Source organism: Campylobacter lari subsp. lari, assembly GCF_013372185.1.
GTDB lineage: Bacteria > Campylobacterota > Campylobacteria > Campylobacterales > Campylobacteraceae > Campylobacter_D > Campylobacter_D lari.
Window position 1 is genome coordinate 429,682 of record NZ_CP053830.1, and the last position, 12,320, is coordinate 442,001.

General features: G+C 32.8%; 9 protein-coding genes, 2 tRNA genes and 1 rRNA gene. 8 read left to right on the forward strand and 4 right to left on the reverse strand.

Translation table 11 applies throughout. The features are described 5' to 3' along the window. Nucleotides 1-20: 20 nt before the first annotated feature. From rpsL to fusA, 3 genes are all read left to right on the forward strand, one after another. A complete protein-coding gene (rpsL, locus tag CLLT_RS02280) occupies nt 21-404 on the forward strand; it encodes a 30S ribosomal protein S12 (protein ID WP_070256357.1) in 384 nt (127 codons plus the stop codon). A gap of 67 nt (nt 405-471) precedes the next feature. Continuing rightward, nucleotides 472-942: a 30S ribosomal protein S7 gene (gene rpsG / locus CLLT_RS02285; RefSeq protein WP_012661188.1), complete on the forward strand. Its 471-nt coding sequence runs from the start codon at nt 472-474 to the stop codon at nt 940-942. A gap of 12 nt (nt 943-954) precedes the next feature. Then, nucleotides 955-3,030, forward strand: a complete 2,076-nt coding sequence (fusA, locus tag CLLT_RS02290; protein WP_070256354.1) for an elongation factor G — start codon at nt 955-957, stop codon at nt 3,028-3,030. Nucleotides 3,031-3,210: 180 nt separating this feature from the next. On the opposite strand, the gene CLLT_RS07905 is transcribed toward fusA, so the two are convergent. The 4 genes from CLLT_RS07905 to putP all read right to left on the reverse strand — a co-directional run bounded on the left by CLLT_RS07905 (nt 3,211) and on the right by putP (nt 7,509). Next, nucleotides 3,211-3,339, reverse strand: coding sequence for a hypothetical protein (locus tag CLLT_RS07905; protein ID WP_255198378.1), 129 nt, complete (start codon nt 3,337-3,339; stop codon nt 3,211-3,213). Nucleotides 3,340-3,600: 261 nt separating this feature from the next. Next, nucleotides 3,601-4,971 (reverse strand): hemolysin family protein, encoded by a 1,371-nt coding sequence (locus tag CLLT_RS02295; RefSeq protein ID WP_074692992.1) that lies wholly within the window; start codon nt 4,969-4,971, stop codon nt 3,601-3,603. A gap of 78 nt (nt 4,972-5,049) precedes the next feature. After that, nucleotides 5,050-6,030, reverse strand: a complete 981-nt coding sequence (locus tag CLLT_RS02300; RefSeq protein WP_012661192.1) for a putative transporter — start codon at nt 6,028-6,030, stop codon at nt 5,050-5,052. Then, nucleotides 6,031-7,509 carry a sodium/proline symporter PutP gene (gene putP / locus CLLT_RS02305; protein ID WP_074692994.1) on the reverse strand — a complete coding sequence of 493 codons (1,479 nt, stop codon included), beginning with the start codon at nt 7,507-7,509 and terminating at the stop codon, nt 6,031-6,033. Nucleotides 7,510-7,651: 142 nt separating this feature from the next. Between putP and CLLT_RS02310 the strand changes: the two genes are divergently transcribed. The 5 genes from CLLT_RS02310 to CLLT_RS02330 all read left to right on the forward strand — a co-directional run bounded on the left by CLLT_RS02310 (nt 7,652) and on the right by CLLT_RS02330 (nt 12,019). Continuing rightward, complete coding sequence (locus CLLT_RS02310; protein ID WP_012661194.1) at nt 7,652-8,857, forward strand: saccharopine dehydrogenase family protein; 1,206 nt, start codon at nt 7,652-7,654, stop codon at nt 8,855-8,857. A 35-nt stretch (nt 8,858-8,892) separates the two neighbouring features. Next, nucleotides 8,893-9,570, forward strand: coding sequence for a molybdate ABC transporter permease subunit (gene modB, locus CLLT_RS02315; RefSeq protein WP_012661195.1), 678 nt, complete (start codon nt 8,893-8,895; stop codon nt 9,568-9,570). A gap of 526 nt (nt 9,571-10,096) precedes the next feature. Beyond that, nucleotides 10,097-11,609 (forward strand): 16S ribosomal RNA (locus tag CLLT_RS02320). Nucleotides 11,610-11,859: 250 nt separating this feature from the next. Continuing rightward, nucleotides 11,860-11,935, forward strand: a tRNA-Ala gene (locus CLLT_RS02325). A gap of 7 nt (nt 11,936-11,942) precedes the next feature. Next, nucleotides 11,943-12,019: transfer RNA gene (locus CLLT_RS02330), tRNA-Ile, on the forward strand. The last annotated feature ends 301 nt before the right edge of the window (nt 12,020-12,320 follow it).

Sequence of the window (12,320 nt, forward strand, 5' to 3'; positions counted from 1 at the left end):
ATTTAATGAAAGGAATTACTGTGCCAACCATAAATCAATTGGTTAGAAAAGAGCGCAAAAAAGTTTTAGAAAAATCTAAATCTCCAGCGCTTAAAAATTGCCCACAAAGAAGGGGAGTTTGCACTAGGGTTTATACAACAACTCCTAAAAAACCAAACTCAGCGTTAAGAAAAGTTGCCAAAGTAAGACTTACAAGTGGCTTTGAAGTTATTAGTTATATTGGTGGTGAAGGTCACAACCTACAAGAGCACAGCATTGTTTTAGTGCGTGGTGGTAGGGTAAAAGACTTACCAGGTGTTAAATATCACATTGTTCGTGGTGCTTTAGATACCGCAGGTGTTGCAAAAAGAACTGTTTCTCGTTCTAAATATGGTGCAAAACGCCCTAAAGTAGCAGCTAAGTAATAAAATCGCAGACAAATCCGTTAGATTTGATTTTGTTTGAGTAAAATTATAAATTTGAAGGAAAATTATGAGAAGAAGAAAAGCTCCGGTAAGAGAAGTCTTGCCTGATCCGATTTATGGAAACAAAGTAATTACAAAATTCATTAACTCTTTAATGTATGATGGTAAAAAAAGCACAGCTACTACTATAATGTATGGTGCTTTAGAAGCTATCGATAAAAAAGGTGGAGAAAAAAAAGGCATAGAAATTTTTAATGATGCTATTGAAAATATCAAACCTTTATTAGAAGTTAAATCTCGCCGTGTAGGTGGGGCTACTTACCAAGTTCCAGTAGAAGTTCGCCCAGCTAGACAGCAAGCTTTAGCTATAAGATGGATTATTTCTTTTGCGAGAAAAAGAAGTGAAAGAACTATGATAGAAAAATTAGCAGCAGAATTATTAGATGCAGCTAATAGCAAAGGTGCTTCATTTAAGAAGAAAGAAGATACTTATAAAATGGCAGAAGCTAATAAAGCATTTGCTCATTATCGTTGGTAAGAGGAGTAAGGTATGTCAAGAACTACTCCTCTAAAAAGAGTTAGAAACATAGGTATTGCTGCTCATATTGATGCAGGTAAAACAACTACTAGTGAAAGAATTCTTTTCTTTACAGGTATGAGTCATAAGATTGGTGAGGTGCATGATGGTGCAGCTACAATGGACTGGATGGAACAAGAAAAAGAAAGAGGTATTACTATTACTTCTGCTGCTACTACTTGTTTTTGGAAAAATCATCAAATCAACCTTATAGACACTCCAGGCCACGTTGATTTTACAATCGAAGTTGAAAGATCAATGCGTGTTTTAGATGGTGCTGTTGCTGTTTTTTGTTCAGTGGGTGGGGTTCAACCACAATCAGAAACTGTTTGGAGACAAGCTAATAAATATGGTGTTCCAAGAATAGTTTTTGTTAATAAAATGGATAGAATTGGTGCAAATTTCTTTAATGTTGAAGAGCAAATTAAAAATCGCTTAAAAGGAAATCCAGTTCCACTTCAAATTCCAATTGGTGCTGAAGATAATTTCAAAGGTGTAATTGATCTTATTACCATGAAAGCTTTAGTATGGGAAGATGAGAGCAAACCAACTGATTATGTAGAAAAAGAAATTCCAGCAGAATTAAAAGAAAAAGCTGAAGAATATCGTATAAAAATGATAGAAGCAGTTTCTGAAACATCTGATGAATTAATGGAAAAATATTTAGGCGGCGAAGAACTTACACAAGATGAAATCAAAGCAGGTATTAAAGCAGGATGTTTAAGTCTTTCTATGGTTCCTATGCTTTGTGGAACTGCATTTAAAAACAAAGGTGTTCAACCATTGCTTGATGCAGTTGTTGCGTATTTACCAGCTCCTGATGAAGTTGCTAATATAAAAGGTGAATATGAAGATGGAACTGAAGTTTCTGTAAAATCAACAGATGATGGTGAATTTGCAGCTCTTGCATTTAAAATTATGACCGATCCTTTTGTTGGACAATTAACTTTCGTTCGTGTATATAGAGGAAGTTTGGAAAGTGGATCTTATGCATATAACTCAACAAAAGATAAAAAAGAAAGAATTGGTCGTCTTTTGAAAATGCATTCTAATAAAAGAGAAGAAATTAAAACTTTATATGCTGGAGAGATTGGAGCAGTTGTTGGTCTTAAAGATACATTAACTGGAGATACTTTAGCAAGTGAAAAAGATAAAGTTATATTAGAAAGAATGGATTTTCCAGATCCTGTTATTTCTGTTGCTGTTGAACCTAAAACAAAAGCTGATCAAGAAAAAATGTCTATTGCTTTAAATAAATTAGCACAAGAAGATCCTAGCTTTAGAGTCTCTACAGATGAAGAAAGTGGTCAAACTATCATTTCTGGTATGGGTGAGCTTCACTTAGAAATTATTGTTGATCGTATGCTTAGAGAATTTAAAGTTGAAGCTGAAGTTGGCCAACCTCAAGTTGCTTACCGTGAAACTATTAGAAAAACAGTTGAACAAGAATATAAATACGCTAAACAATCAGGTGGTCGTGGTCAATATGGTCATGTGTTCTTAAGACTTGAACCGCTTGAGCCAGGTAGTGGATATGAATTTGTAAATGATATTAAAGGTGGGGTAATTCCTAAAGAATATATACCAGCTGTTGATAAAGGTGTACAAGAGGCATTACAAAATGGTGTTTTAGCAGGATATCCAGTTGAAGATGTTAAAGTAACTGTTTATGATGGAAGTTACCATGAAGTGGATTCTTCTGAAATGGCATTTAAACTTGCTGCTTCTATGGGCTTTAAAGAAGGTGCTAGAAAAGCAGGTGCTGTAATCTTAGAACCTATGATGAAAGTTGAAGTTGAAACTCCAGAAGAATATATGGGTGATGTTATTGGAGATTTAAATAAACGTCGTGGTCAAGTAAATTCAATGGATGAAAGGGGTGGTAATAAAATTATTACAGCATTTTGTCCTTTGGCTGAGATGTTTGGTTACTCAACTGATCTTAGAAGTCAAACTCAAGGCCGTGCTACTTATTCTATGGAATTTGATCACTATGATGAAGTTCCAAAAAACGTTTCTGAAGAAATTATCAAAAAAAGAAATGGTTAATCTATCAAGATGGGTAAAAAGCTCATCTTGAATTATTTATGCCCTTTTGAATTAATTAAATTAATTACTCCTTCGTTAATTTCATATGCTTTTGCAAAACCTTTAACATATCTTCTATTTTTTAGTATCAGCTGAAATAAGTGAAAATCTTTCATATTTTTAACGACTTGGATTATTTCTTTATTGATAAGTATTTAATACTTGCTCAAAGAGTTGATTATCTCTCGTTATTTCTACACTCTCTACTCTAAATTTAAGTCTTTTTCTTGCAAAGATTGGCATATAATCTTTTTCATCTTCTATAAACATAATTTCTATGTTTTTATTATTGTGTTTAACTCTTTCAAATGTTCAGAAATTTCACTAATATAAATATAAAAGTCATTTTTAATTTTTATAATAGGCGCGTATGAGCATATGGTTTGATTGTTTAAATTTAAAGAAGATATCATAATGCTTTTGTGTTCTTGCATAAATTGATTGATTTCATCACGTAGTTGTATATATTTCTTGTAGGTTAGAATGGATAAGATTGAGAACTGTCTGTATGAGAGTAAAAAGAAGAGTTTGTCACTCTTCTTCATCGGTATTTTTACGTACAACTTTAATGCGTTCTATACTATTTCCATCCATCTTTTTGACTTCGTAGTAGCAGAATTCATCTTCTATTCTATCTCCAACAACCGGTAAGCGGCCTAAGAGATTGAAAACATACCCACCTATGGTGACTTGCTCTAGCTCTTCATTAAAGCGTATATCAAGCATTTCTTCTACTTCATTAATTTCATATCTTCCTTGAAATTCATAAATGTTTTCTGCAAGTTTTTTAAAATGTGGACTAGAATCATCATGTTCATCGTTAATATCTCCAACGATTTCTTCCATAATATCTTCCATAGTTAAAAGACCGGCTGTACCACCATATTCATCCACTACTAATGCTGTGTGTACTTGTTCTTTATTCATCATAAAAAGAACTTTAGATATGCTGATATTTTCTGGAACTAAGATCATTTTGATTAAAAAATCATCTAAATTTTTCTTATCTTTACTAAGTTCATTTTGCATGATATCTCTAATGTGTACCATACCCAAAATGATATCTTTAGAACCATCTATATATGGAAAGCGTGTGTGTTTGTACTGACAAACTATTTGCATATTTTCTTCATAGCTTTTTTGTTTGTTAAGGCATATCATATCTTTTCTAGGTGTCATGATTTCTTTTGCTACTGTATCTGAAAAATCAACAGCATTGCGTATGATTTCAGTTTCAAACTCATCCAAAACCCCGCCTTTTTGGCTTTCACTTGCAATAAATTTAATTTCTTCTTCAGAGTGGCTTAATTCATGTTCTTTAGCAGGTTTAATACCTATAACTTTTAAAGAAATTGCAGCTAATAAGTCAAATGTTTTGATAAAAGGTAAGAAAAGCAACCAAAATAAATGCAATGGTCTTGCGACCCATAAAACAGCTTTATCCGCAATAGCTATAGCAACACTCTTTGGAACTAACTCACCTAATACAACATGTAACAATGTGATAATAGCAAAAGCGATAATAAATGCTATGGTATGAATTAATGTCGGAGCTAAGCCTAAATTTGCCAAAGGAACTTCAAGAATTTTAGCAATAGCAGGCTCGCCTATCCAACCAAGAGCAAGAGAGCTTAGCGTAATACCAAGTTGGCAAGCACTTAAATAAGTATCTAGTTTTGAGGTTACTTCTAAAGCTTTTTTTGCATTATGTTTTTTTTCTTTTACCATTTCTTCAAGTTTTGATCTACGTACTTTAACAATAGCAAATTCAGATAAAACAAAAAATCCATTTAAAAGCACTAAAGCTAATGCAATAAGAATCATAAAAGTAGAATAGCCTACATCAATTGAGGCAACAGCGGGTAATGTTTGATTTAAGTCTAAAGATTGACTGGGGTCCAAAAAAACTCCTTTAATAAAATTTTTGCAAAATTATATCAAATCAAAACTATAAAATTAGCTTAAAATAAATGACATATTTTAAATTAATTTATGTTTTCTATATTCAATATTTTTTTCAAATTCATCTAAACGTTTATAAATGCTACGCAATTGAGTAATAGTTGTCCAATTGGTGATAAAAATACTAAATGATGATCTAACTTGATCAAAAGCATTGCCAACTTGTATGATAATTCCAAGTTGTATAAGTCCTAAAAATAAGCTTGGAGCCATGATTAAAAAAGGCACTATAACCATGATTTGCTCAAATAAATAAAGCCATATATTAAAATATCCATAATGCAAAAATAATCTTTTATAATTGATTTTAAGTCCAGTAAATAAACTTAAAATACTTTCATCACTCGCATAATTTTTTCTATCATCTTCAGCAAAAACAAGTTCTTTTCTAAAAGCAGCTTCGGCTTTTTGATTGTTATATTCTAGTCCAGGTAGTTTTATACCTACAAACCATGATATAACTAAACCTCCTAAAGAAACCAAAAATGCAATCCATACTAAAGAGCCATTAATGTCTTTTAAGATAGGTAAATTAACATGCGCACTTAACATCCACAAAATCGGAACAAAAGCAATTAAAGTCATAATTGCCTTAACAAAAGCCAATCCTAAGCTTTCTATGATTTTTGAAAAATTATAAATATCTTCTTGGATTCTTTGTGAACTACCTTCTATGTTATCATCTTTTTTTTGCCAAAATTTAATATAATCAAAAGTCATAGCTTCACGCCATTTAAAGGCATAAATACTTCCAAAATACTGTGTGATAGTAGCGATTAATACATAAGGCAATGCTAAATATAAAAATTGTTTAATAAAATGATAAAAGTCATCTATGCTGTGATTTTTCGCATCTTGTAAAACATCATAAAATTCTTTATACCATTCATTTATTGCAACATTGATGGAAGTTTGAGCGAGTAAAGAAGCTAGCAAAAAAAACAAACCTATATAAGCCCACAACGCCCATTTTTTTGAATAAAAAAAAGATTTAAACATTTAAATTTCTTTTAACATTTTTTCATAATGTTTTATTGTATGTTTTTTTGCTTTAAAAATTATACTAAAAATTACAATAAAACAACTTGCAACTAAAAATCCAGGAATGATTTCATAAATTGCTATAAAATTTGAACCAAAATGTTTATAAAATATAACAGTTAAAGCCCCACTAACCATTCCAGCTACTGCGCCTTCTTTGCTCATGTTTTTATAAAATAAAGAAAATAAAATAACACTTCCAAAACTAGCACCAAAACCAGCCCAAGCGTAAGAAACTATACTTAAAATTTGACTTTGAGTATCAAGTGAAAGTATAAAAGCTACGCAAGCAACAGCTAAAACACCTAGACGCGATAATAAAGTAATATTTTTATCATTTGTTTTTCTTTTTAAGATTTGTGTATAAAAATCTTGCACCAAACTAGAAGCGCACACCAGTAGTTGAGAACTTGCAGTACTCATAATAGCTGCTAAAATTGCGCTGAGTAAAATTCCTGCTACCCAAGGATTAAAAAGCACTTGAGACATCACAATAAAAATTCTTTCAGGATCATTTAAAGTAAGATTAAATTTAGCTATATAAGCAATACCTAAAAATCCTATCATAGCAGCACCAAATAAAGAAATTACCATCCAAGTTATGCCTATAAAAGTTGCAGTAGGAATTTCTTTTACATTTTTTATAGAGATAAAGCGAATTAAAATGTGAGGTTGGCCAAAATAACCAAGCCCCCATGCTAGGGTTGATACTACAACTAGCCAACCACCACCGTCTAAGCCAAAGGCTTGAGGTTTTACATCATTTATAGTAGAAAAGGCTTCGCCAAAACCACCAAGTTCAAAAATCATCACAAAAGGAATGATAATTAATGAACTCATCATCAAAAGTCCTTGTATCATATCAGTCCAGCATACAGCTTTATAGCCACCTAAAAAAGTATATAAAACAATAACTAAAAATCCAATACTCAAAGCAAAAATATAAGGCAAATCAAATACACTTTCAAAAAGTTTAGCACCACTTACTAATCCAGCGCTAATGTAAATAGTAAAAAATACCAAAATAACTACTGCGCAAATACTTCTTAAAATATGCTTATCATCATGAAAGCGACTTTCAAAAAAATCAGGAATTGTAATACATTCTTTGGCTATTTGAGAAAAAATCTTTAATCTTTTAGCAACAAAAGTCCAGTTTAAAAACATACCAAAACTTAAACCTATGGCTATATAAATTTGCCCAAGCCCTGCTGCATATAAAGCACCAGGAAAAGCCATTAAAAGCCAACTACTCATATCAGAAGCACCTGCGCTTAAGGCAGATATTACAGGCCCCATGGAAGCATTACCAACAAAATAATCTTTACTGTTTTGATTTTTTTTATAAAAATACAAACCTATAAAAAGCATTAAAAATGCATAGGTAATAAAAGTAATAACAATAGGATAAGAAAGTTCCACACTTTGTAAATTCATAAGTGTCCTTGAAAAATTTAAAAAACTATCATTTTACTTTTTTTGGTTTAAAAAAACATTATAAAAATTATTTTTTGTTTTTTATTTCAATGCTTTATAAAGTTTTTTTGTTACAATTTTCTAAAAAATTTAAGGAAAAATAATGAAAAATCTTTTAATTATAGGAGCTGGCGGTGTAAGTCGCGTTGCTACTGTAAAATGTGCAATGAATAGTGATGTTTTTAGCAAAATAACTCTAGCAAGTAGAACTAAAAGTAAATGTGATGAAATAGCTAAATTTATAAAAGATCGTTTAAATATAGAAATTCAAACAGCTCAAATAGATGCAGATGACACTGCTGCTGTTGTAGAACTTATCAAAAAAACAGGAGCTGAAATTTTATTAAATGTGGCTTTACCTTATCAAGATCTTACTTTAATGGATGCATGTATTCAAACTAACATCCACTATGTAGATACTGCAAATTATGAACATCCTGATTTAGCAAAATTTGAATATAAAGAACAATGGGCAAGAAATGAAAAATTTAAACAAGCTGGAATTTTAGGGCTTTTAGGAAGTGGATTTGATCCTGGTGTGACTAATGTATTTTGCGCTTATGCTCAACAAAATTTATTTGATGAAATTCATTATATAGATATATTAGATTGCAATGCTGGAGATCATGGATATGCTTTTGCAACAAATTTTAATCCTGAAATAAATTTAAGAGAAGTATCTGCAAAAGGGCGTTATTGGGAAAATGGAAAATGGATAGAAACTGATCCTATGCAAATAAAAATGGAATGGGATTATCCTGAAGTTGGAGTAAAAGATAGTTATTTGCTATATCATGAAGAACTTGAAAGTTTAGTAAAAAATATAAAAGGTTTAAAAAGAATAAGATTTTTTATGACTTTTGGACAAAGCTATCTAACACATATGAAATGTTTGGAAAATGTAGGAATGCTTGGTATCAAACCTGTTATGCATAAAGGTGTAGAAATAATTCCTATAGAATTTTTAAAAACATTGCTTCCTGATCCTGCTAGTTTGGGTCCTCGCACTAAAGGTTATACCAATATAGGCTGTGTGATTCGTGGTGTAAAAGATGGAAAAGATAAGCAAGTTTATATTTACAATGTTTGCAATCATGAAGAATGTTTTAAAGAAACAGGTGCTCAAGCAGTAAGTTATACAACAGGAGTTCCAGCTATGATAGGAACAAAATTAATAGCTAAGGGTATTTGGCAAGGACAAGGTGTATTTAACATGGAAGAATTTGATGCTAAAGCATTTATGGATGAGTTAAACACTCAAGGACTTCCTTGGAAAATCATAGAAATGACTCCAAGTTTAGGAAAATAATCTCAAGTCTTTTTTGACTTGAGAAAGTTTTAATAATGACACAATTATTATTAGGTATAGATTGGACACCTTTTTTAGTTTCCATAAAGCTTTCTATTATCACTTGTATAATTTTGTTTTGTTTTTGCATACCTCTTGCTTGGGTTTTTACTTTTAAGCAATTTAGAGCAAAAAAAATTTTAGAAACTATAATAACCTTACCTTTAGTTTTACCACCATCTGTTGTCGGTTTTTACTTGTTGATTTTATTTTCAAAATACTCTTTTTTTGGAAATTTTTTAGAAAAATGCTTTAACATCACTTTAGCTTTTACTTTTGAAGGTTTGGTGATAGCAAGTTGTATTTATTCTTTACCTTTTATGTTTAATCCTTTATATAATGCAATGTCTATGATTTCTAAAAATATTATAGAAGCTAGTTTTTCTTTGGGAAAAAATTCTTTCATTACACTTTTAAAAGTAATCTTACCTAGTATCAAACCAGCTATATTAAGTGCTTTAGTAATAAGTTTCGCACATACCATGGGTGAATTTGGCATAGTATTAATGATAGGCGGTTCATTAAGCGGAGAAACAAAAGTAGCTAGTATTGCTATATATGAAAGTATGGAAAATTTAGATTTTGCCACAGCCCATATTTATAGTCTTATACTTTTAATTTTTAGTTTTATTGTTTTATTAAGTGTAAATCTTCTTAATAAACAAAAAAGATAAACTATTTATTATCTTTATGTATTAAATCATAGTTTTATCTTTAATTGTTAGTTTTCTCTTTTTGTATTCTCATTTATTGCTTATTTAAGATATTGTTTTATTTATATTCGATACAAATTATCCATATTTTATAATAACTCATATCGCACTATTTTTCCCCATTCTTCACTCCCCCCCCCTTTTTTTTTTCAATCATAAATTTACACATTAACACCACACATAATAACAAATCTAAACTCATCCTAAAACAAATTTCTTTAAAATACCCAATCTATATTAATAAAACTTTAAGCTTTTATTGCTATAATTTCATTTCCTTTTTAAACAAAAGGATTTTAAAAAGCTAAGACTTTTTGTCTTAATTTTTTAGTATTTGTTCTTTAAATTATTAATATTGTTAATCAAATCTTATTAGTCAATCTTTGAAATCTAAATAAGTGATCGATTGAGCCAGAAAGATTTATTTTAAATCTTACACAATCAACTTTTTCTTTGAAGAAAAAGATTAAACTTATCCAATTATTTTTTTATGGAGAGTTTGATCCTGGCTCAGAGTGAACGCTGGCGGCGTGCCTAATACATGCAAGTCGAACGATGAAGCGACTAGCTTGCTAGTTGTGGATTAGTGGCGCACGGGTGAGTAAGGTATAGTTAATCTGCCCTACACAAGAGGACAACAGTTGGAAACGGCTGCTAATACTCTATACTCCTGCTTAACACAAGTTGAGTAGGGAAAGTTTTTCGGTGTAGGATGAGACTATATAGTATCAGCTAGTTGGTGAGGTAATGGCTCACCAAGGCTATGACGCTTAACTGGTCTGAGAGGATGATCAGTCACACTGGAACTGAGACACGGTCCAGACTCCTACGGGAGGCAGCAGTAGGGAATATTGCGCAATGGGGGAAACCCTGACGCAGCAACGCCGCGTGGAGGATGACACTTTTCGGAGCGTAAACTCCTTTTCTTAGGGAAGAATTCTGACGGTACCTAAGGAATAAGCACCGGCTAACTCCGTGCCAGCAGCCGCGGTAATACGGAGGGTGCAAGCGTTACTCGGAATCACTGGGCGTAAAGGGCGCGTAGGCGGATTATCAAGTCTCTTGTGAAATCCAACGGCTTAACCGTTGAACTGCTTGGGAAACTGGTAATCTAGAGTGGGGGAGAGGCAGATGGAATTGGTGGTGTAGGGGTAAAATCCGTAGATATCACCAAGAATACCCATTGCGAAGGCGATCTGCTGGAACTTAACTGACGCTAAGGCGCGAAAGCGTGGGGAGCAAACAGGATTAGATACCCTGGTAGTCCACGCCCTAAACGATGTATGCTAGTTGTTGGGGTGCTAGTCATCTCAGTAATGCAGCTAACGCATTAAGCATACCGCCTGGGGAGTACGGTCGCAAGATTAAAACTCAAAGGAATAGACGGGGACCCGCACAAGCGGTGGAGCATGTGGTTTAATTCGAAGATACGCGAAGAACCTTACCTGGGCTTGATATCCTAAGAACCTTATAGAGATATGAGGGTGCTAGCTTGCTAGAACTTAGAGACAGGTGCTGCACGGCTGTCGTCAGCTCGTGTCGTGAGATGTTGGGTTAAGTCCCGCAACGAGCGCAACCCACGTATTTAGTTGCTAACACTTCGGGTGAGCACTCTAAATAGACTGCCTTCGTAAGGAGGAGGAAGGTGTGGACGACGTCAAGTCATCATGGCCCTTATGCCCAGGGCGACACACGTGCTACAATGGCATATACAATGAGACGCAATACCGCGAGGTGGAGCAAATCTATAAAATATGTCCCAGTTCGGATTGTTCTCTGCAACTCGAGAGCATGAAGCCGGAATCGCTAGTAATCGTAGATCAGCCATGCTACGGTGAATACGTTCCCGGGTCTTGTACTCACCGCCCGTCACACCATGGGAGTTGATTTCACTCGAAGCCGGAATACTAAACTAGTTACCGTCCACAGTGGAATCAGCGACTGGGGTGAAGTCGTAACAAGGTAACCGTAGGAGAACCTGCGGTTGGATCACCTCCTTTCTAGAGTACTAAAGTAATAAGTCTCACAACTATTACTTCAATAAACTCAATCATCCTTGTTTAGATTTCAAAGATTGATGAAAAAGCTAATTTTGGGGAATTAGCTCAGCTGGGAGAGTGTGTGCTTTGCACATAAAAGCGTTAAGAAAAAGCAAACTGCTTTGCTTTTTTAGCTTTTCTCATAAAGTACTACGTTGCTTTATGAACTGCGTGCTTTAACTAGTTGAACTTTTTCTCTTAAGTTCTTTATGGGGAATTAGCTCAGCTGGGAGAGCGCCTGCTTTGCACGCAGGAGGTCAGCGGTTCGATCCCGCTATTCTCCACCATTATTAAGGGCCTATAGCTCAGCTGGTTAGAGTGCACCCCTGATAAGGGTGAGGTCACAAGTTCAAGTCTTGTTAGGCCCACCATAAAAAAGATTTGTTTGCAATATAAATATATAAGTTTTAAAACTTAAAGTAAGTATATTAAATATATTTATAAATAAAAATATTTTAATTATTAATTTACTTACTTTAGGTTTTAAGACCTAAATTAAATAAATAATAAAATATTTTATATATTAGATTAGTTATTTAAAGTTATTTGAATTATCATTGTTAAGAGTCACAAGCAAGTTTTAATAAAAACAATTTTACAGAACTTGTTAAAGAATAAAATTATTATTATCTTTGCTTTAGTCTTTAAAGATTAAAGATAAGTTTTAAACTC

Coding starts and splice junctions, on each gene's coding strand:
- rpsG (WP_012661188.1), top strand. CDS start 472: ATGAGAAGAAGAAAAGCTCCGGTAAGAGAAGTCTTGCCTGATCCGATT.
- fusA (WP_070256354.1), top strand. CDS start 955: ATGTCAAGAACTACTCCTCTAAAAAGAGTTAGAAACATAGGTATTGCT.
- CLLT_RS07905 (WP_255198378.1), bottom strand. CDS start 3,339: ATGTTTATAGAAGATGAAAAAGATTATATGCCAATCTTTGCAAGAAAA.
- CLLT_RS02300 (WP_012661192.1), bottom strand. CDS start 6,030: ATGTTTAAATCTTTTTTTTATTCAAAAAAATGGGCGTTGTGGGCTTAT.
- putP (WP_074692994.1), bottom strand. CDS start 7,509: ATGAATTTACAAAGTGTGGAACTTTCTTATCCTATTGTTATTACTTTT.
- CLLT_RS02310 (WP_012661194.1), top strand. CDS start 7,652: ATGAAAAATCTTTTAATTATAGGAGCTGGCGGTGTAAGTCGCGTTGCT.
- modB (WP_012661195.1), top strand. CDS start 8,893: ATGACACAATTATTATTAGGTATAGATTGGACACCTTTTTTAGTTTCC.